We start from the raw sequence: 20,021 nt of genomic DNA, 5'->3' as shown, positions 1-20,021 counted from the left end.
CCGGTGTGTTTACTTCTTGTTGCGACGCTGGATGCGCGTCTTCTTCAGCAGCTTGCGGTGCTTCTTCTTCGCCATCCGCTTGCGACGCTTCTTGATGACAGAGCCCACGAGACCTCGCTCCGCGTTTCGGGTGTCTACATACCGGGTGTCTACAGGAATCGGCCGTGCCGTCCGGCGAGCTGAACTCCGCCGACGCGCACGGTCCGAAGCCCAAGCGTACCGCTGCATCGGTCGCGGTCAGGCCCCCGGTCGGCCATGACGTCACCGGGACGGGTCTCGCGGCGCCTTCACCCCTTGGCCGGGCGGCGTTAATCCTGGCGTGGGGGCCCCGCATTCTGGCCTGAGGGCGCTGCATTCTGGCCTGGAGGCCCTGCATTCTGGGCCGGGGACACTGCATCCCGGCCTGGGCGCACTGCATCTTGGTCTGGGCGCACTGCATCCTGGGCTGGGCGGCGTTCTCCGCCGCCGGCGCAGCGCCTGTCCGGGCGCCGGTCACTCCGGCGCCCAGGAGGCCACGGACATCGCGGATGGCCCCGGCTCCCCAGGCACCGGGAACGGCCGCCACAGTCCGCGGACACTGACGCACAGTCCGCGGACACTGACGGCCGCCGACCGGTCCTTGCCCTGCGTTCTTGCCCGGCTGCCCGCGCGGATTGCGGGATCCGCGCGGCTGTCCCCTGCACGGCCGGATCTCGGGTGTCGCTGCGAGGACCTGTCTCATGGCCCCCGCCCTACCCCGTTATCCGGCTTCGATGAACGCTTCGCGCAGATAGTCGTGTACGGCCTGCTCGGGTACCCGGAACGACCGGCCCACGCGGATCGCGGGCAGCTCGCCCGAGTGGACGAGGCGGTAGACGGTCATCTTGGACACCCGCATCACCGCCGCCACTTCGGCCACGGTCAGGAACCTGACCTCACTCAGAGGTCGCTCGCCTGAGCTCATCGGACGCCCTCTTCCACACGTGCCGCGCACCGGACCTTTGGGTGACTTTGATCACGCACGTGTACTTCCTCCAGCGTAAATCGTGTATCGATAGTCGCAAGAGGGGAGTTCCACCCATTTGCGTATCTCGACCTGTCCCAGGGGCCACAGTGCTGTCACAGCGGCCACCCCTAGTGGCGACACCGTGCGTTCGTACGCAGCGTGGACCTGACGGGACTGGGCGTAGCCCGACAACCGCTTGTCAAGCCAAACCACGCGATGACCTGCGACTCAGCAGTCCACTAGGGCTTCGCGCGCACGCAGCAGCCCCGGTACGGCCGTTCCGTCACATTCAGTGACACATCCGGGCGTGCCGGCACGGCAGATCGAGGCCGATCGAGGCCGCAAGCGGTCAGGCCAGCCCGGCCCGGTGCAGCAGGTACGCGGTCATCGGGCCGTAGTGGTGCGGCGATATGCCGTCGTCCAGCGGGACGACCACCTGGACCTTGCCTTCGGCCGCGCCGGCGAACAGCGCCGGGTCGTTACAGTCCGCGAATCCCACCGTGTCGATCCCGGCCTCGCCGGCGGCCCCGGCCCAGCCGTGGTCGGCGATGGCCAGATCCGGCCAATCCTTCGATTCGGTTGCGAGCTCGGCCAGCATCGCCTCCATCGGGAAGGGGTCGTGGGTGTGGTGCGTCCGCCCCTCGTCCCCTTCCAGCATGGCCACGCCGCCCGGCGCGTACACGATCTTCCGCCGCTCGAAGCCGTACCCGGTGTCGACCTCGTATGACCAGCCCGCCGCAGGCGTCAGGACCTGGCAGCCCGAGGCGCGCAGGGCCTCGGCCGCCGCCTGGTAGACGGGGGTCAGCGTCGCCGGATGGCCGGTGGCCAGGACGACCCGCTCCCGGTTCCGCGCGGCCTGCCCGATCCGGTCGCCCATCTCCTCCAGCGAGTCGATGGTGATGTCCGGGTCGATCGTGTCGTCCCCGTACAGGTGCATCGGGTCGGGATCGACCCCGCAGCGCTCGACCATCATCGCCAGCACCTCGCCCTCGGTCCACGAGGGCTTGAGGTCCAGGCCGAACTGGTAGTACGGGTTGCCCGCCGCCATCCGCCGGAAGTGCAGCAGGTTGTTCTGGCGCGGGGTGGCCACATCACCGGCGATCATCGTGCGGACCAGCTGCTCGCGCAGCTCCGCCCGTTCCGGAACGGCCGTCACAGTACTCCCGCCACAGGTCCGGTCGCCGCACACCGCTGGTCGCAGGTCAGCCGCTGGCCGCTGGTCCGCTGGTCACTGGTCCGCTGGTAGCTGGTCCGCTCGTCCCTGGTCCGCTCGTCCCTGGTCATAGGACCGCCATGGGGTCCAGGCCGTGTTCCGGGAACACGGCCCGCCGGGTCGCCAGCACCGCCTGGTCCACCGGGCTCGCCGGATCGTAGCCGTTCCCCCACGTCATGACCTCCACCACGCTCTTGCCATCGGTCATCCGGCGCGGGGCGATCTCGTCGGTCCGCCGCCGGACGAATTCGCGCCACTCCTCCGGGCACGCCGCCTGCGGGTCGATCGGCCGTCCCGCCGCCTCGGCCAGCAGGTGCGTCCAGGCCCTCGGTACGACCTGGACCAGTTCGTAGCCACCGCCCCCGGTCACCAGCCAGCGGCCGCCGGCGTGCTCGTGGGCGAGCCGGTGCAGCCAGGAGTACGCCGTACGCTGCCCGTCCAGGGTCAGGATCAGGTGGGCCAGCGGGTCCAGGGCGTGGCTGTCGCAGCCGTGCTGGCTGACCAGGATCTGCGGCTGGAACGCCTCCAGCACCTGGGGCACCACCGCGTCGAACGCGCGCAGCCAGGCGGCGTCGCCGGTGCCGGGCGGCAGGGCCACGTTCACCGCCGTGCCCTTCGCACCGGGCCCGCCGGTCTCGTTGGGGAAGCCGGTGCCGGGGAACAGCGTTCGCGGTGTCTCGTGCAGGCTGACCGTCAGGACGCGCGGATCGTTGTAGAAGGCCGCCTGGACGCCGTCGCCGTGGTGGACGTCGACGTCGACGTACGCGACACGTTCGGCGCCGTTCTCCAGGAGCCAGGCGATCGCGATCGCCGGGTCGTTGTAGACGCAGAACCCGCTGGCCGCCCCTCGGAGCGCGTGGTGGAGGCCGCCGGAGATGTTGGCGGCGTGCTCCGTCTCCCCCGTCCAGACGGCCCGCGCACCGGCGACCGAAGCCCCTGCCACCAGGGCGGTGGCGTCGTGCATGCCCAGGAAGACGGGATTGTCGGCGCTGCCGAGACCGAACCGGAGCTCGGGCAGGCCGGTGGCACCGCAATGCTTCACGGCGCTGATGTAGGCCTCGTCGTGGACGAGGCCGAGCAGCTTGTCGTCGGCGGCCTCGAACGCCTCGACCCGTACGTTCGGCTCGTCCGGCAGGCCGTACGCGCGCGCCAGGGCCATCGTCAGCTCGACCCGTACGGGGTTCATGGGGTGGTCGGGGCCGAAATCATAGGAGATGAGCCGGTCGTCCCACAGGATTTGCAGCCCGCAGTTCTCGGAGGACACGGGCGACGGGGGACTGCTCATGGCCTCACGCTACCGCCCCCGTCCAGGCCACGGCCGCGTGTCCTGGGTCACATGAGGTCTCGGGAGGCCCGTTCCCCCCGGGAAATTGGCCCGCATCGACCCACCGCACCCCGGTGCTACGAAGTTGTTACGTGAACTACCTGGAAGAAATGGGCATCTATGTAATGCGCCCGAAAACGCACCCGAGACGGCGCACTGGGGGGTTGATGGACCCGCATCGCTCGATCGCCCGCTCCGCAGAGCGTGTGCTGTCCCTGCCGAGGGCCGCGGATCCCGTCCCCGACGACGCCGTCCAGGAGCATTCCGGGCACGGCCGTTCTGCCCACGATCGTGCTGTCCACGACCGTTCTGGCCAGGACCGTGCCGCCCACGACCGTTCTGGCCTGGATCGTTCTGGCCTGGATCGTTCTGAACACGACCCGAACGAGGGTGCCGCGTATGATCGCTGGCCCAGCGTCCGGAGCCAGGTCGTCTCCACCGCGATCCGGCTGGGCGTGCGGCCGTTCGTCCATCGGGTGCCCGGCCACGCTCGCGGGATCCGTACGGCCCGTTCCACGGTCGACGCCGCCTCGCTGCTGCTACGGCCGAGCCAGCGCGTCCGCGTCCGCCAGGTGATCGATCCCCAGGTGGAGTCGGGACGGCTGCGGCGCTCGGTCCGCGGTGAATGGGTCGTGACGCGCGACGCCGAGGAGGCCGATCCGGCCGGGGCCGTCCTGTACCTGCACGGCGGCGGGTACGTGGTCTGCTCGCCCCGCACGCACCGGCCGATCACCTCGCGGCTCGCGTTGGAGACCGGCCTCCCGGTCTTCGCGCCCCGCTACCGGCTGGCCCCCGAGCACTGCTTTCCGGCCCCGCTGGAGGACGCGCTGGCCGCGTACCGCTGGCTGCTGGACCGCGGGATCCCGGCCGCCGGCATCGTGATCGCCGGCGACTCGGCCGGCGGGCATCTGGCCGCCGCGCTGACCGGCGAAATCTGCCGGACCGGCCTGCCGCGCCCGGCCGGGACCGTTCTGTTCTCCCCCTGGGTCGATCTGACCTGCGAACTTTCCATCCAGGCGCAGCAGCGCGCCCGCGACCCGTACATCAGCGCTCGCTCGGCGCGCCGGGTCGCCCGCCTCGTGGTGGGGCCGGCCGGATTCGACGACCCGCGGCTGGCCCTGCTCACTTGCCCCTGGACGGACACGCCCCCGTTCCTGATCCAGGTCGGCGGCGCCGAGGTGTTGCGGCCGGAGGCCGAGGAGCTGGCCCGGGAGTTGAACGAGGCCGGGACCGCCTGCGAACTACAGGTGTGGAACGGCCAGATGCACGTCTTCCAGATCCTCAACCGCGTGCTGCCCGAGGCCGACGCCGCGATGCGCGAGACCGGCCGCTTCATCCGCTCGGTCATCGCCCCCGGCGCCGCCGACACCGAAGCCGCGTAGTTCGTGTAGCCCGCGTAGTCCTCAGATCTTGAGGCATCTCCGCAGGGTCACCTGGCCTTGAGCCGTGGCCCTGCGGAGATGCCTCGCCAACTCCCGTCTTCCGTCCGGGTCACGCAGTCCGGGTCACTCAGTCCGGGTTACTCAGCACGGGTCACTCAGTACAGGTCACGCAGCACGGGTCACTCCGTACGGAGGGCGATAACCGGGTCCAGGCGGCCGGCGCGGCGGGCGGGGACGACGCCGAAGAAGACGCCGACCGCGGCGGAGACCGCGAACGCCAGGACGGGTGACCACCAGGTGATCGAGGCCGGTACGGGTGACACGGCGGAGATGGTCAGCGAGGCGCCGGCGCCGAGCAAGATCCCGGCGACCCCGCCGAGGGTCGTCAGCATGACCGCCTCGGCCAGGAACTGGGTGAGGATGTCGCGCTGGCGGGCGCCCAAGGCCTTGCGGAGCCCGATCTCGCGGGTCCGTTCGCGGACGCCGACCAGCATGATGTTGGAGACCCCGACGCCGCCTACCAGGAGCGAGATCGCCGCGATCGCGGCCAGGACGCCGGTCAGCGCGCTCAGTACGGTGCCGATGGTGCCGAGCAGCTGGGTCTGGGTGATCGCGGTGAACTGTTCGCCCCGGTACCGGGTCTCCAGGGCGTCCACCACCTGCCGTTGCAGGCGCGGGATGGCGTCGCTGGACGGGGCGCGGATGGCGAGGTAGTCGATCCGGGTGACGCCGAACATCCGCTGGGCGGTCGTCACCGGGATGTGCACCTCGGTGTCCCTGGTCTGGCCGAACGTCTGGCCGACGGTCTCGAACACGCCGACCACGCGGAACCGGGTGCCGCCCCCGATCGCGATCTGCCGGCCGACCGGATCGACGTCGCCGAACAGCTCGCGGGCGATGTCGGAGCCCAAGACGACGACGCGGCGGCGCGTGTCCACGTCGGTTTCGCTGAGGTAGCGGCCGCGCCGGACGGGACGGTCGAAGACGTTGCGCAGGTTCTGGTTGGCGCCGACGATGCTGGAGTACGTCTGGTTGCGCCCGGCTCGTACGGTCTGGCCGGAGTTGAGGGCCACGGCGATCCGGCTCTCGTCGCCGACGACGCGGCCGAGGTAGGAGACGTCCTCCAGGCGCATCCGGCTGATGGACGGCGGTGAGCCGATGCCCAGCTGCCCGGGCGCCACGAAGATGATGTTGGAGCCGAGGCCCTCGATCTCGCTCTCCACCAAGTCGCGGGCGCCGCTGCCGATCGCGACCAGGACCACTACGGCGGCGACGCCGATGACCACGCCGAACATGGTGAGCGCGCTGCGCAGCCGGTTGACGCGCAGCGCCTCCAGCGCCACCCGGAACGACTCGCCGTACCTCATCGGCTCCTCATCCGCCCGTGCTCCTCATCCGCCCGTGCTCCCGATCTGCCCGTGTCCCTCATGCGCCCGTGTCCCGTTCGATCAGGCCGTCGCGGATGTGGATCTGGCGGCGGGCACGGGCGGCGATGTCGGGCTCATGGGTGACCAGGATGATCGCCATGCCCCGCTCGTGGTTGAGGCGTTCAAGGAGGTCCATCACCTCGTGGCCGGTACGGGTGTCGAGGTTCCCGGTGGGTTCGTCGGCCAGCACGACACCGGGGTCGCCGACCAGTGCGCGGGCGATGGCGACCCGCTGCTGCTCGCCTCCGGACAGCTGGCCGGGACGGTGGCCGACCCGGTGTTCGAGGCCGACGGTGGTGAGGGCCTGGACGGCTAGGCGCCGGCGTTCGGCGCGCGGCATGCCCCGGTAGACCAGCGGCAGCGCCACGTTCTCGCGCGCGCTCGTACGGGCGAGGAGGTGGAACGACTGGAAGACGAACCCCACGCGGGAGTTGCGCAGTTCGGCGAGTTCGGTGTCGGAGAGTTCGGCGACGTTCCGGCCGCCGACGCGCAGCGTGCCGGCGGTCGGGCGGTCCAGGCAGCCGAGCAGGTGCATCAGGGTGGACTTTCCGGAGCCGGACGGCCCGAGGATCGCGGCGAACTCGCCCTCGTCGACGCGCAGGCTCACTCCGCGCAGCGCCTGTACGGAGACGCCCTCCATCTTGTAGGCGCGGGTGACGTCCACCGCCTCCAGCGCGGGGGCGTCGCTCGCGCCAGGGGTCACGTTCCGAACTCCTGGCCCGGTTCGACCGCGTCGGCGCCGCGTACGACGATCTGCTCGCCTTCGCGCAGGCCCCGTACGATCTGGACGACCGTGTCGCCCTGGGCTCCGAGCCCCACCACGCGCCGCTGGGCCCGGCCGTCCGCGACCGCCCAGACGATCGACTCGCGGCCGCTGCTGACGATCGCCGAGGATGGCACCGACAGCACGCCGCGTACCTCGCGTACCCGCAGGTTGACCACGGCGCTCATGCCGGGCTTGGGACGGGGCGCGCGGCCGCCGCCCGACATCGTGCCCTCGCCGAGGGTCAGGGTGACCTTGTACGAGACGCCCCCGCCGCTGGATTCGGTGGGCGTGACGCCGATGCCGGTGACCTCGGCGGGGTACGTGCCACCCTGGACGGCGTCGAACTCCACGTCCGCCCGCACGCCGTCCGCGATCCGCAGCACGTCGGTCTCGTCGACGTCGGCGGCCAGGGACAGGCGGGAGACGTCGGTGACCGTGACGATCGCATCCCCGGCTGCCACCGGTACTCCAGTGGCGATCGAGGTCGCGTCCTTGGCACCGCCTCCGGCCCCGCTCGGGATCGGGAGCCCGCCGCCGCCTCCTGCTTGGGCTCCGAGTTGGCCGGGCAACTGGTCGAGCACGGCGCCGAGCCCACCGGTACCCCCGGCCGGGCCGCCCACACTGGCCACGCCGTCGAACGGCGCCTTGATCGTGAGGTCTTGTACGGTCCGTTCCGCCGAACGCACGGCGGACCTGGTCTGCACGCGCTGGGCCGCCGTGATCGAGGAGACCGCCGTACCGAGGCTGCCGAGCCCGTCGTTCAGCCGCGCGACCGCCTCCCTCGCGGCCTGCGAGGCGGTCCGGTACTCCCCCTCGGCCTTGGCGATCCCGGCCAGCGCCGCCGCCCGCTGCCGCAGGTCGGGGATCCTGGCCGCCACCTTGCGGGCGGCGGCGAACCCGTCCCGTACCGTACGGTCCGTGCCGCGCTGGAACGCGGTGGCGTCCAGTCCGGCGGGAAGGCTCGTACCGCCGCCGGCCACGGATCCGTCCGCTTCGCGGGCCTGGGCGAGCCGCTCCCGCGCCGCAGGCGAGTCGATCTTCGCCAGGACCTCGCCCTCGCGGACCCGGTCGCCATCCTTGACGTAGAGGCGCCTGACGGTGCCCTCGGACGGAGAACGCACCGTGGCGGTGGCCCGCGCGGCCACCTTGGCGGGCGCCTCGACCAGCTCCGACACGTCCGCACGGGACACCCGGCCGAGCTTGAACCTGTCCTGGCCGTCCCCGCCGCCGCTCGTACAGGCGCTGAGCTCCGCGGCCAGCAGCAGGGCGATGATCAGCGCAGGGAGCGTTCTCGAACGAGCAGTCGTTCCTGGACGAGCAGATGTCCCTGAACGAGCAGTGGGGGCCGAGCGCCGGAGGGCCACGGAGGCATCGTAGGAGGCGTCCTGCCGCTACGTCAGTACTTGCCCGACACCTTGCCCCAAACGTCCCATTAAGGCCAGCCGTCCCATTAAAGACATGCGCCACTTCATCAGGGGATGTGGGTCAGGGGCATGTGTCAGTGGAACATGTGTCAGGGGGACGCGTGTCGGTGGGACCCGTCAGGGGGCGTGGGGCGCGGGTGGGGACGCGGCGGGGGCCGGGGAGCCCTCGGAACGGTCCCGGCGCTTGCCGGCGGTCATGATGCCGAACATGGCGGCGGTGGCGGCCACGGCCTCACCGATGGCGCTGATCGTCTTCTCGCGGTACCAGGCCGGGTCGTACAGGTCCGGGATGGGGCCGAGCGTCGACAGGTCGACCATGTAGTACAGGAGAACGGCGCCGAAGGCGCTCACCGCGACCACGAACGCGATGGCGTAGGTCCACCGCCGGGCCCAGAGGAGGACGAGCACCGCGACCACCGCCGCGACCACCGCCTGGCCGCGGAACAGCACGTCACCGGTGATGGCGCCGCCCTCCCCGACGTTCACCATGTCGGGCGCGAAGCTCCAGTGGACGTAGGCGTCGATGAGCAGCCCGGCGGCCACCAGGACGCGCAGCAGAAGTCCCATATCCCTTACACGGTCACGAGGTCTGATTTGGATCAACCATTCCGAGTAGTGATCTTTCCGACCGGGAGGTCGGCGGGTGACTCGGCCGGCGGTCAGCCGCCGGCCAGCTCGCGGCCCCGGTTGCGGGCGGCCTCGATGGCCTCCAGCACCGCGGCCCGTACCCCGTGCCGCTCCAGCTCCCGGATCGCCGAGATCGTCGTACCGCCGGGCGAGGTGACCGCTTCGCGCAGCATCACCGGATGCTCGCCGGAGTCGCGCAGCATCACAGCGGCCCCCACCGCCGACTGGATCACCATCTCCAGCGCCGCCGCGCGCGGCATCCCCAGCAGGATGCCCGCGTCCACCATCGCCTCGACCAGGTAGTAGAAGTACGCCGGGCCGCTGCCGGACAGGGCCGTCGCGCCGTCCTGCAGGGACTCGGGCAGGCGCAGCACCTTCCCGACCGGCGACAGCAGCTCCTCGGCCAGCTTCAGATGGTCCTCGCCCGCGTGCGAGCCCGCCGAGATCACGCTCATCGCCTCGTCCACGACAACGGGCGTGTTGGACATGACCCGGACGACCGGGACGCCGGCCGGCAGCCGCTCCTCGATGAAGCCCGTGACGATCCCGGCGGCCATCGAGATGACCAGCGTCCCCGGCCTGACCCGGTCGCCGACCTCGGCCAGCAGCACGCCCATGTCCTGCGGCTTGACCGCCAGCACCAGCGTGTCCGCGGTGGACGCGGCCTCGTCGTTGCCGACGATCTCGACGCCGTACCGCTCGCGCAGCAGCGCACCGCGCTCCTCGCGGCGGACGGTGGCCTTGAGCTCGGACGGATGGCGGCCGGCGCGCAGCACGCCGGACAGCAGCGCCTCGCCCATCTTGCCGGCACCCAGAATCGCGATCATTCGTACACCTTGACGTGGGGTCCAACGACGCCGCCAGCCTAGCGCCAGCTCGCCGCGGCCCCGTGGTTGAGGCACTGCGGTTGAGGCACCGCGGTTGAGGCACCGCGGTTGAGGCACCGCGGTCGAGGCACCGCGGTCGAGGCACCGCGGTCGAGGCACCGCGGTCGAGGCACCGCGGTCGAGGCACCGCGGTCGAGGCTGGCTGGCGGGACGGCGGTCAGGACTTGGTGGCCACCGAGCGCATGAAGAATCCAAGGTTGGACGGGCGCTCGGCCATCCGGCGCATGAAGTAGCCGTACCACTCGTCGCCGTACGCGACGTACACCCGCACCTTGGCCCCCTGCTCGGCCAGCCGCCGCTGCTCCTGGGGACGGATGCCGTACAGCATCTGGTACTCGAAGGTGTTCGGGTCGCGGTCGTGGAGCACCGCCAGCGCGCCGGCGATGTCGACCAGGCGCGGGTCGTGCGTGGCCAGCATCGGGTAACCCTTGCCGGCCATCAGGACCTTCATGCAGCGCACGAACGACTTGTCGATCTCGGTCTTGCCGGTGAACGCGACCCGGTCGGGCGCGGCGTAGGCGCCCTTGCACAGCCGTACGCGCGAGCCCTCGTACGCCAGCTCGGCACAGTGCTCCTCGGCGCGGCGCAGGTACGCCTGGACGACCGCGCCCGTGTCGGGGAAGTCGCGCCGCAGTTCGTGCAGGATCCGCAGGGTCGAGTCGACCTGCTCGTGGTCCTCCATGTCGAGCGTGACCGTGGTGCTCGCCGAACGGGCCGCCGTGCAGATGCGGCGGGCGTTCTCCAGCGCGAGGGCCTCGTCGAAGTTCTGGCCGATCGCGGACGGCTTCAGCGACACCTCGGCGCGCGGCCCCAGATCGGTGCCGGCCAGCCGTTCGAGCAGCTCGACGTAGTGCTTGACGGTCGCGCCCGCCTGGTCGGCGTCGTGCACGTCCTCGCCTAGGACGTCCAGGCTGACCAGCAGCCCCTCGTCGGTCAGCGCGCCCGTGACCCGCATCGCGTCGTCGATCGTCTCGCCCGCGATGAACCGGCGGACGACGTCGCGGGACAGCGGCGCGGTCTCCACGATCTTGCGGAAGCCGTCGCTGCGCGACGCGAACAGCAGGGCCTGACGAAGCACTTGCATCCCCTTCTCCGTACGGGACGGCATCGTCCCGCCTTTTCAGGTTAATGCCCGGAGAAGGGCCCGGCTCACTGGCCTCCTGATCGCCGCGCCGGTCAGGAGGCCGCGCTGATCAGGAGACCGTGCCGACGCGGTTCGTGCCGCCGTACTTCTCCACGTACTGGGCCACCTCGGCGGTCTTCACGGCCTCGAACAGGGCCGTCGCCTTGGCCTTGTCGAGCAGCACCACGCTCTGCTTGGCGCGCTGCGCGCTGCCCTTGTGCGGCGCGGTCATGAACTCCACGTCGCCGGGCCGGACCCCGCGCATGCTGAGCGCCAGCTTGCGCAGGTCGCCGCCCGAGACCGAGTCGTCCACGCTGATCGACTTGGTCAGCGCCGACAGGAACCGGTTCAGCTTGAGCGGGTTGGAGACCGTACCGCCGTCCGAGGCCTTCTTGGCCAGCGCGCGCAGGAACGCCTGCTGGCGCTTGATCCGGTCGAAGTCGCCGTTGGCCAGGTTGTAGCGCTGCCGGACGAACAGCAGCGCCTTCTCGCCGTCGAGCGTCTGCCGGCCCGCCGGCCAGTGCACCTTGCGGGCCGGGTCGTACACGCTCTTCTCGATGTTGACCTCGACGCCGCCGAGCGCGTCGGTCATCGACTTGAACCCGTTGAAGTCGATCGCACCGAAGTGGTCGATCCGGATGCCGGTGAGAGACTCCACGGTCTCGATCAGCAGCGGTGGGCCACCGTAGGAGAACGCCGCGTTGATCTTCTGCGGGCCGTAGCCGGGGATCTGTACCCAGGAGTCCCGGGGGAACGAGATCACGTACGCCTTGCTGCGGTCGGCCGGCAGGTGCAGCAGCATGATCGTGTCGGACCGCTGGCCGCCCTGCTTCCAGACCCGGGCGCCCGCACCGGTCGTACCGACCTCGGCGCGGCTGTCGGAGCCGACCAGCAGCCAGTTCTGGGTACCGGCGACGTTCGGGCCCGGCCGGTTCTTGCCGGTCGGCATCGCGCTCGGGACCCGCTCGATGTTGCCGTTGTACGCCGACTGGCGCTGCCAGACGAGGCCCGCCGTGCCGACCACGATCAGCAGCAGGAACACGCCCACCGCGGCGAGGACTCGGGGCCAGCGGCGCTTCCTGGCCGGCGTGTCGTCCCCCGGTCCGGGCGGGCCCCCCGGATCGTCGCCCGAGCCGCCGGGCGCGAAGAACCCGTGCGGGTCCTGGCCCGCCGGGATCTGGCCCGCCGGGTCCTGGCCCACCGGGATTTGGCCCGCCGGGGTCTGGCCCACCGGGATTTGGCCGGCCGGGGACTGGCCGGCGGCGGCGGTTCCGGCGCCGGAACCCGGCCCCGGTACGGGCGCGCCGGGACCCGGCGGGTCAAGGGGACTCATGTCGCGCGAGATTAGCAGCCGGGGGCGCCCAGGTCAGTCACTATGGCGGCTCGGTCGGTCCGGCAGCTCAGTGCGCGTACTGAGTGCGCGTACTGAGTGCGCGTACTGAGTGCGCAACTCGGTACGCGGCTCAGGGCGGCACAGGGCGACGGCGCAGGGCGGCAGCGCAGCGTGGCTCAGTCTGTACGGCGGCGCAGCGTGGCGGCGCCCAGCAGCAGCGCCACGAGCACGCATCCGGAGATGACCACGACGTCGCGGGTGAGCGTGCCGCTGAACTCGGCCTCCACGGTCACCCGCTGCATGGCGTCCATCGCGTACGACAGCGGCAGCACGTTCGAGATCGCCTCCAGCCAGCCGGCCATCTTCTCGCGCGGTACGAGCAGCCCGCACAGCAGCAGCTGCGGCAGGACGAACGCGGGCATGAACTGCACCGCCTGGAACTCGGTACGCGCGAACGCGCTGGCGAGCAGGCCCAGCGCCACACCGAGCAGGGCGTTCAGGATCGCGACCAGCAGCAGCGACCAGACCGAGCCGACGAGGTCCAGATCCAGCCAGGTCAGCGCGATCCCCAGCGCCACCCCGACCTGCACCAGGGCCAGCAGCCCGAACGCCAGCGCATAGCCCAGCAGCAGGTCCAGCTTGCCCATCGGCATGGTCATCAGCCGTTCCAGCGTGCCGCTGGTGCGCTCGCGCAGCGTGCCGACGCTGGTCACCACGAACATGATCACGAACGGGAACAGCCCGAGCAGCATCGGCCCGATCCGGTCGAACAGGCCGGGCCCGTCGAACACGTACCGGAGCAGGATCATCAGCAGCGTCGGTACCCCGACCATCAGGCCGATCGTGCGGTGGTCGTGCCGGAGCTGCCGCAGGATGCGGCGCGTCGTGGCCAGCGTGATCGAGACGTTCATGAGGGACTCCCCGCCCGCTCGCTGATCAGGTGCAGGAACGCCGCCTCCAGGTCGTTCCGGCCGGTACGGGCGCGCAGCGACTCGGGCGTGCCGTCGGCCAGGATCCGGCCCTCGCGCATCAGCAGCAGCCGGTCGGTGCGGCCGGCCTCGTCCATGACGTGGCTGGAGACCATGAGGGTGGTGCCCCGTTCGGCCAGCTCCCGGAACAGCTCCCACAGCTCCTGGCGCAGCACCGGGTCCAGGCCCACGGTCGGCTCGTCCAGGACGAGCAGCTCGGGCGTGCCGAGCAGGGCGACCGCCAGGTTGGCGCGGCTGAACTGGCCGCCGGACAGGGTCGCGGCGAGCTGGTCGCGGGCGCCGCCCAGGCCCACCTCGTCGATGACGCGGTCGGCGTCGGAACGCGGCGCGCCGAGGACGGCGGCGAAGTAGCGCATGTTCTCCCGGACGCTGAGGTCGGCGTAGACGGCGGGCGACTGGGTCGCGTAGCCGACGCGGCGCCGCAGACCGGGCGATCCGGCGGGCTCGCCGAGCACGGTGACCTCGCCGCCCTTGACGATCTGCACGCCCACCACGGCCCGCATCAGCGTGGTCTTGCCGCAGCCGCTCGGGCCCAGCAGCCCGATGACCGAGCCGCGCGGTACCTCGAAGTCGAGCCCGTGCAGGACCGGCCGTCCACCCCGTTCCACCTGCAGCCCGCGGACGCTCACCGCGGTACCCGGACCAGAAGCAGGGCCGGACGCGGGACTAGAACTCATCATGTGTTGAATTTATGTCGCCGGTCGCTCGCGGTCAAGGCCCCGGGCATGCGAAAAGCGGCGCGCGGCAGGGGCCGCACGCAGGGGGCGACACGCAGGGGGGCAAAGGGGACGGTCAGGCCAGGTAAAGCTGGATGCTGGGAGCCAGCAGCTCGACCAGTTCCTCGGGAGAGGCCGAGGCGATCGGCTCGACCTTCAGCACGTACCGGAGCAGCATCACGCCGATCATCTGGCCGGCGGCGGCGTTGACCCGGATCAGCGGGATCCCGTGGATCTCGGCCGCCCGGCCGAGCAGCGCCGAGCTCACGAACTGCCGCATCATCACGGCGGCCTGCTCGTTGGTCATCGCGGACCGCAGCATCGCCATGATCGGCGCGCGCCGCTCGTCGTCGGTCCAGACCTCAAGGAACGTGCGGACCAGGGTCTCGCCGAGACGGTCCCGGGGCGCCGCCATGATCCTGGGGACCAGCTCCGACGGGTCCACCGGGAACCGCATGGCCGCGACGAAGACACCCTCCTTGTTGCCGAAGAAGTGGTGCACCAGGGCGGGATCGACCCCGGCGGTACGGGCGATGGCGCGCAGCGAGGCGCCGTCGTACCCCTTCTCGGCGAACAGCTCACGGGCGGCGGCCAGGATCGCCTCGCGGGTCTCGGTCGGGCCCGGCCGGCGTCCAGGACGCCGTTCGATTCCCGGACGCTCGGCCTCCGGACGTACGGAATCGGGGCGTACAGGCTCCGTGGGTTCGGGCTCTGGATCCGGGCGTACGGGCTCCGCCTCGGTCACCACGCGCTCCTGGGGGACACCTCACCGCCCGGCGTGACCTCCCACGCTCGGGAGCCGGTGGCGCCTTCGGCGGCGGCAAGGTGCAGGCGGGTGAACGCGAGCGCCTCGGCCAGGTCCTCCATCCGCTCGGCACGGCTGGCGGCGCGGCGGGTGTTGACCTCCAGGCAGATGTGGCCGCCGTAGGCGTCGTCGGCCAGCCGTTCCAGCATCTGGCCGCACGGCTGGTTGCCCCGGCCGGGCACCAGATGCTCGTCCTTGTTGGTGACACCGACGCCGTCGGCCAGGTGGACGTGCCGCAGCCGCTCGCCGAGCCGGTCGGCCATGTCGAGCGCGTCGGAGCCGGAAACGGCGGTGTGCGACAGGTCCAGGGTCACGAACGGGTAGTCCTGGTCGACCGGGTTCCAGTCGGGCAGGTACATGCCCGCCTCGGCGCCGCGCGCCTTAAGCGGGAACATGTTCTCCACAGCGAACAGGACGTCGGTCTCGTCCTGCATGCGGGCCAGGCCCTCGACGAACTCCCGGGCGTACTCGCGCTGCCAGCGGAACGGCGGATGCACCACCACCACGTCGGCGCCCAGCTCCTCGGCGACCTCCTTGGAGCGGACGAGCTTGCCCCACGGCTCGCGGCCCCACACCCGCTGCGTCAGCAGCAGGCAGGGCGCGTGGATCGACTTGATCGGGACCTGGTGGTAGTCCGACAGCCGGCGCAGCACGTTGAGGTCCTGCGACGAGGCGTCGGTCGAGACCATGATCTCGATGCCGTCGTACCCGAGCAGCGCGGCGATCTCGAAGGCGCTCGGCACCTTCTCCGGATAGACCGACGCCGTGGACAGCGTGATCGGCGCATCCGGCACGCGGATGGCCGGAGTGGCGGCGCCGTTGTGCTGCGGGGTCAAGGCTCCCTCGCCATGGTGGTCGCTGCATGGTGGTAGCTGCATGGTGGTCGCTAAGCGGTCTCGCCCGCGGGCTCGCACCCATGGGCTATCGTCCGTGGGCTCCGTTGGGCCGGACCCAATGGCACCCTGCCCCGCCCGGCGGCGCTCACGCAACGGAAAGCCTATGCGCCCGGAGCCCCGAAGAAACCCGCGGACGGCACCGAGCCCGATTTCCCGGCACACCGAGTGGCTACCCTGGGTTCCCGTGGCCGAGATCGCACCGGGGGCCGTACCGAGCCCGAACATCTGGAACTCGCCGCGGGTGTACGAGATCGAGAACCGTGCCGTGGACCCCGACGGGACGCTCGACTCGGCGATGCGCGCCATCCGCCCGTGGGACGGGGCCACGGTGCTCGACCTCGGCTGCGGTACGGGCTTCCACCTGCCGGTCTTCGCCCGCGAGGCGGCCCGGGTGATCGGGATCGAGCCGCATTCGGGACTGGCCTCGGCCGCCCGCCGCCGGGTGCGAGACGTCCCGAATGTCACGGTACGTATGGGAGCGGCGCAGGCATTGCCACTTCCGGACGCGTCCGTCGACGTGGTGCACGCCCGGTGGGCCTACTTCTTCGGCCCCGGCTGCGAGCCGGGACTGGCCGAGCTCGGCCGGGTCGTCCGGCGCGGCGGCGCGATCTTCATCATCGACAACGACGCCACCCGCTCCACGTTCGGCGGCTGGTTCCGGCGCAGCCTGCCCTCGTACGATCCCGGCGCGGTCGAGCGGTTCTGGGCCCGGCACGGCTTCCAGCGCGAGCCGCTGACCATCCGGTGGTCGTTCGAGACCCGCGACGACCTGGCCGCCGTCCTGGGCATCGAGTTCCCGCCCGAGCTGGCCGAGGCCGCCCTGCGCGAGCACCCCGGCCGCGAGGTCGACTACGCCGTCAACCTCTGGTGGCGCCTGCACTGACTCTGGTGGCGCCTGCGCTGAACGGCGCTCCTGCGCTGAACGGCGCTCCTGCGCTGAACGAGCCTCGCTCAGGGCGTGAACAGGGCATGGACGATCCGGACGTACCCGGCTGGTGCCGATTCCCCGGCGGTGCATCACAATGAATCCGCCACAGACATTCCGGGCGCTTCAGCGGATCGCGGGCGTACCGGCGTAGAAGGAGGCCAGCAGCATGGGCCGTGCCGCCAGAACGAGCCGCACCATCCTCGCCGCGACCGCGCTCGGCGCGGGGGCGGCCGGCGCCGGGCTGGCCGCGCAGCGGCACGCCCTCCGGCAGCTCCAGATGCGGCCCGACCCGTTCGCGGGCGAGCCGTTCGGCAGCCTGCGCGGGCGTCCCGTACCGGTACGGGCGAGCGACGGCACCCGCCTTTACGCCGAGGTCGACGGGGTGGACCGTACCGATCTGGCGATCGTGTTCTCGCACGGCTGGACGCTCACCCAGGACTCCTGGCACTTCCAGCGCAAGGCCCTGCGCGACCTCGGCCGGCTCGTCTTCTGGGACCAGCGCGGGCACGGCCGCTCGCAGGGCGGGGACCGCGGCGGGTACGCGCTCGACCGGCTGGCGGGCGACCTGGCCGCGGTGATCGAGCAGACCGTCCCGGAGGACACCCCGGTGGTCCTGATCGGGCACTCGATGGGCGGCATGACGATCATGCAGTTCGCCGACGAGTACCCGGAGCTGTTCAACCGCAGGGTGGTCGCCACCGGCCTGCTGTGCACGTCCTCGGGCGGGCTCGGCCAGGTCACGCTGGGCCTCCCGGTCGCGCTGACGCGGCTCACCCAGCGGGTGCTGCCCCGCGCGCTGCGGGCCGCCGGCGCCGGATCGCCGGCCATCGAGAAGGTCCGCCGGGTGGGACGTACCGGCTCGATGCTGATGGAGGACCTGATCGCGTTCGGCCCGGACGCCGGACCGAACGCGGTGGCGTTCGCCGAGCAGATGATGGCCGACACCCGGATGGACGCGTTCCTCGGCTTCCTGCACTCCATGATCACCACCGAGGTGATCAGCGAGTGCGGCGCGCTGGCCGGGGCCGACACGCTGGTCATCGGCGCCGAGCACGACCGGCTCACCCCGGTCGAGCACAGCCTCAAGATCGCCGGCTGCGTCCCGTCCGGCCGGCTGGAGGTCGTCCCGTCCGCCGGCCACATGGCCATGCTGGAACGTCCGAGCGCCGTCTCCGACCACCTCGGCGACCTGATCGAACGGGCCCGCACGTCCCTCGCCGCCTGACGCCCAGGTGACACTGGCGTTCGGGGCGACCCCGGCGTTCGGGGTGACCTTGACGTTCGGGTTGCTCCTGACGTTCGGGGTGCTCCTGACGTTCAGGGCAACCCCGGCGTTCGGGTGACGGAGCGTCACGCGTTCCAGGCGGGCTGGGTAAGCAATGTCACACATTCGGTCACCGTGATGTCACCGCGTCCGGCGACCGGGCCCGGGATTGTCGGTGCCGCCCTCTACGCTTCGGCGCATGGCCAAGGCGAAGACGGCGAAGCCGACCTACCGCTGCACGGAGTGCGGCTGGCAGACCTCCAAATGGATCGGCCGCTGCGGCGAGTGCCAGGTCTGGGGCACGGTCATCGAGGCCGGCTCGGCCAGCCCCGCGCGGGTGGTCGCGGCGGGTGCCGTCACCACCCCCGCCCGGCCCATCGGCCAGGTCGACGTCCGCTCCTCGCAGACCAGACCGACCGGCCTCGATGAGCTCGACCGCGTCCTGGGCGGCGGCATCGTCCCCGGCGCCGTCGTCCTGCTGGCGGGCGAGCCCGGCATCGGCAAGTCCACCCTGCTCCTGGAGGTCGCCGCCCTGGCCTCCACCACCTCATTCGGTGGCTCGGCCGCACAGAACGGCACCACGTCGGCCAGTGACATCCGGTCGTCTGATGGGGTCGCGTCACCCGGAGGCTCTGCGGCGCCCGGCGAGGCCACGTCAACAGGTGGCTCCGCGGCGTCCAATGGGACTGCGTCGTCCAATGGCCCAGGGTCGTCCAATGGGGCCGGGCAGACCAATGGCTCAGGGCCGGCCGGTGGGGGCGATGCCGCCGGAACGGAGCGGCGGCCCGTTCTCTACATCACCGGCGAGGAGTCGGCCGAGCAGGTGCGGTTGCGGGCCGACCGGGTGGGGGCGATCACCGACGATCTCTATCTGGCGGCCGAGACCGAGCTGTCGGCCGTGCTGGGGCACATCGACACGGTGCAGCCCGTCCTGGTGGTCGTCGACTCCATCCAGACCATCGGAACGGCCGAGGCCGACGGCGCGCCGGGCGGCGTGACGCAGATCCGCGAGGTCGCCGCCAACCTCATCCGGATCGCCAAGGAACGCGGCATCACCGTCGTGCTGGTCGGCCACGTCACCAAGGAGGGCGCGATCGCCGGGCCCCGGCTGCTGGAGCACCTGGTGGACGTGGTGCTCTACTTCGAGGGCGACCGGCACAGCCGGCTGCGGATGATCCGCGCGGTGAAGAACCGCTACGGCCCCACCGACGAGCTGGGCTGCTTCGACCTGTCCGAGCTGGGAATCGTGGGGCTGCCCGACCCCAGCGGCCTGTTCCTGACCCGGCGCGAGGAGCCCGTTCCGGGTACGTGCGTGACCGTGACGCTGGAGGGGCGGCGCCCGCTGGTCGCCGAGGTCCAGGCTCTGGTGGCCAAGTCGCACCTGCCCTCGCCCCGGCGCGCCACGTCCGGCCTCGACACGTCCAGGGTCGCGATGGTGCTGGCCGTGCTGGCCCAGCGCTGCAAGATCTCCATGCACGAGCAGGACGTGTACGTCTCGACGGTCGGCGGCGTCCGGCTGTCGGAGACCTCCGTCGACCTCGCGCTGGCCCTGGCCGTCGCCGGGTCGACCGTCGAGCAGTCGCTGTCGGGCAGCCTGATCGCGCTCGGCGAGGTCGGCCTGGCCGGTGAGGTGCGCGTCGTGCCGGGCGTGCAGCGCAGGCTGGCCGAGGCCGCCCGGCTCGGCTTCAAGCACGCGATCGTCCCGCGCGGCTCGCTGGCGTTCGGCGACGGCTCGCCGCTCAAGCGCGCGGACCCGCTCCTCAGCAGTCATGAAGGCATGAAAGTGATGGAAGTGGACAGTCTCACCCAAGCGCTTCAAGTGGCTTTTACGGCGCCCTAACAGGCGTAACACCAGAGTGTTGCGTCACACGACCCACGCTTAGGGCCAGGTGGAGACCCCGTGACCGGGGCTCATCGGTAAACTGACGCCGT

At 71.3% G+C, this 20,021-nt stretch carries 20 protein-coding genes; 4 read left to right on the top strand and 16 right to left on the bottom strand.

What is annotated here, in order from left to right:
* Positions 1 to 9: 9 nt before the first annotated feature.
* The 5 genes from ACH34Q_RS18190 to ACH34Q_RS18170 form a co-directional block, all read right to left on the bottom strand.
* The gene (locus ACH34Q_RS18190) at positions 10 to 108 is read right to left on the bottom strand and encodes a 30S ribosomal protein bS22 (RefSeq protein WP_018654693.1); all 99 of its coding nucleotides are present in this window, start codon (positions 106 to 108) and stop codon (positions 10 to 12) included.
* A 631-nt stretch (positions 109 to 739) separates the two neighbouring features.
* Positions 740 to 943: a helix-turn-helix domain-containing protein gene (locus tag ACH34Q_RS18185; RefSeq protein ID WP_030163775.1), complete on the bottom strand. Its 204-nt coding sequence runs from the start codon at positions 941 to 943 to the stop codon at positions 740 to 742.
* Positions 944 to 1,334: 391 nt separating this feature from the next.
* On the bottom strand, positions 1,335 to 2,141 hold the full coding sequence (locus ACH34Q_RS18180) for a phosphatase (protein ID WP_395984134.1): 807 nt from the start codon (positions 2,139 to 2,141) through the stop codon (positions 1,335 to 1,337).
* A complete protein-coding gene (locus tag ACH34Q_RS18175; RefSeq protein ID WP_395984133.1) occupies positions 2,138 to 2,269 on the bottom strand; it encodes a hypothetical protein in 132 nt (43 codons plus the stop codon). The genes ACH34Q_RS18180 and ACH34Q_RS18175 overlap by 4 nt, the downstream gene beginning before the upstream one ends.
* Positions 2,266 to 3,435 (bottom strand): acetoin utilization protein AcuC, encoded by a 1,170-nt coding sequence (locus ACH34Q_RS18170; RefSeq protein WP_395984282.1) that lies wholly within the window; start codon positions 3,433 to 3,435, stop codon positions 2,266 to 2,268. The genes ACH34Q_RS18175 and ACH34Q_RS18170 overlap by 4 nt, the downstream gene beginning before the upstream one ends.
* Positions 3,436 to 3,689: 254 nt before the next feature.
* Between ACH34Q_RS18170 and ACH34Q_RS18165 the strand changes: the two genes are divergently transcribed.
* Entirely contained in the window at positions 3,690 to 4,904 is a 1,215-nt protein-coding gene (locus ACH34Q_RS18165) for an alpha/beta hydrolase (RefSeq protein WP_395984132.1), read from the top strand.
* Between the two features lie 179 nt (positions 4,905 to 5,083).
* Here the strand turns inward: ACH34Q_RS18165 and ACH34Q_RS18160 are convergent, their stop codons facing one another.
* The 11 genes from ACH34Q_RS18160 to ACH34Q_RS18110 all read right to left on the bottom strand — a co-directional run bounded on the left by ACH34Q_RS18160 (position 5,084) and on the right by ACH34Q_RS18110 (position 15,837).
* Positions 5,084 to 6,271, bottom strand: coding sequence for an ABC transporter permease (locus tag ACH34Q_RS18160; protein WP_395984131.1), 1,188 nt, complete (start codon positions 6,269 to 6,271; stop codon positions 5,084 to 5,086).
* 58 nt (positions 6,272 to 6,329) lie between these two features.
* A complete protein-coding gene (locus tag ACH34Q_RS18155) occupies positions 6,330 to 7,034 on the bottom strand; it encodes an ABC transporter ATP-binding protein (protein ID WP_395984130.1) in 705 nt (234 codons plus the stop codon).
* Positions 7,031 to 8,461: an efflux RND transporter periplasmic adaptor subunit gene (locus ACH34Q_RS18150; RefSeq protein WP_395984129.1), complete on the bottom strand. Its 1,431-nt coding sequence runs from the start codon at positions 8,459 to 8,461 to the stop codon at positions 7,031 to 7,033. The genes ACH34Q_RS18155 and ACH34Q_RS18150 overlap by 4 nt, the downstream gene beginning before the upstream one ends.
* Before the next feature lie 177 nt (positions 8,462 to 8,638).
* Positions 8,639 to 9,088, bottom strand: a complete 450-nt coding sequence (locus ACH34Q_RS18145; protein ID WP_395984128.1) for a hypothetical protein — start codon at positions 9,086 to 9,088, stop codon at positions 8,639 to 8,641.
* Between the two features lie 92 nt (positions 9,089 to 9,180).
* The gene (gene proC / locus ACH34Q_RS18140; RefSeq protein WP_395984127.1) at positions 9,181 to 9,975 is read right to left on the bottom strand and encodes a pyrroline-5-carboxylate reductase; all 795 of its coding nucleotides are present in this window, start codon (positions 9,973 to 9,975) and stop codon (positions 9,181 to 9,183) included.
* 217 nt (positions 9,976 to 10,192) lie between these two features.
* Positions 10,193 to 11,113 (bottom strand): proline dehydrogenase family protein, encoded by a 921-nt coding sequence (locus ACH34Q_RS18135; protein ID WP_395984281.1) that lies wholly within the window; start codon positions 11,111 to 11,113, stop codon positions 10,193 to 10,195.
* A gap of 115 nt (positions 11,114 to 11,228) precedes the next feature.
* The gene (locus ACH34Q_RS18130) at positions 11,229 to 12,491 is read right to left on the bottom strand and encodes an LCP family protein (RefSeq protein WP_395984126.1); all 1,263 of its coding nucleotides are present in this window, start codon (positions 12,489 to 12,491) and stop codon (positions 11,229 to 11,231) included.
* Between the two features lie 176 nt (positions 12,492 to 12,667).
* Positions 12,668 to 13,402, bottom strand: a complete 735-nt coding sequence (locus ACH34Q_RS18125; protein WP_395984125.1) for an ABC transporter permease — start codon at positions 13,400 to 13,402, stop codon at positions 12,668 to 12,670.
* The gene (locus tag ACH34Q_RS18120) at positions 13,399 to 14,160 is read right to left on the bottom strand and encodes an ABC transporter ATP-binding protein (protein ID WP_395984124.1); all 762 of its coding nucleotides are present in this window, start codon (positions 14,158 to 14,160) and stop codon (positions 13,399 to 13,401) included. The genes ACH34Q_RS18125 and ACH34Q_RS18120 overlap by 4 nt, the downstream gene beginning before the upstream one ends.
* 112 nt (positions 14,161 to 14,272) lie before the next feature.
* A complete protein-coding gene (locus tag ACH34Q_RS18115; protein WP_395984123.1) occupies positions 14,273 to 14,941 on the bottom strand; it encodes a TetR family transcriptional regulator in 669 nt (222 codons plus the stop codon).
* The gene (locus tag ACH34Q_RS18110; RefSeq protein WP_395984122.1) at positions 14,938 to 15,837 is read right to left on the bottom strand and encodes a sugar phosphate isomerase/epimerase family protein; all 900 of its coding nucleotides are present in this window, start codon (positions 15,835 to 15,837) and stop codon (positions 14,938 to 14,940) included. Before ACH34Q_RS18110 ends, ACH34Q_RS18115 begins: the two co-directional genes overlap by 4 nt.
* 244 nt (positions 15,838 to 16,081) lie before the next feature.
* Here ACH34Q_RS18110 and ACH34Q_RS18105 point away from each other — a divergent pair, with 244 nt between their 5' ends.
* From ACH34Q_RS18105 to radA, 3 genes are all read left to right on the top strand, one after another.
* A complete protein-coding gene (locus ACH34Q_RS18105; RefSeq protein WP_395984121.1) occupies positions 16,082 to 16,780 on the top strand; it encodes a class I SAM-dependent methyltransferase in 699 nt (232 codons plus the stop codon).
* Positions 16,781 to 16,991: 211 nt separating this feature from the next.
* Complete coding sequence (locus ACH34Q_RS18100) at positions 16,992 to 18,050, top strand: alpha/beta fold hydrolase (RefSeq protein ID WP_395984120.1); 1,059 nt, start codon at positions 16,992 to 16,994, stop codon at positions 18,048 to 18,050.
* A 238-nt stretch (positions 18,051 to 18,288) separates the two neighbouring features.
* A complete protein-coding gene (gene radA / locus ACH34Q_RS18095; protein ID WP_395984119.1) occupies positions 18,289 to 19,929 on the top strand; it encodes a DNA repair protein RadA in 1,641 nt (546 codons plus the stop codon).
* The last annotated feature ends 92 nt before the right edge of the window (positions 19,930 to 20,021 follow it).

Origin of the sequence: Actinomadura sp. 9N407, from assembly GCF_044326315.1 — a bacterium.
In the GTDB taxonomy this organism is placed as follows: domain Bacteria; phylum Actinomycetota; class Actinomycetes; order Streptosporangiales; family Streptosporangiaceae; genus Spirillospora.
Note: the sequence above shows the minus strand (reverse complement) of the source record. Positions and strands in the feature narration are given on the sequence as shown.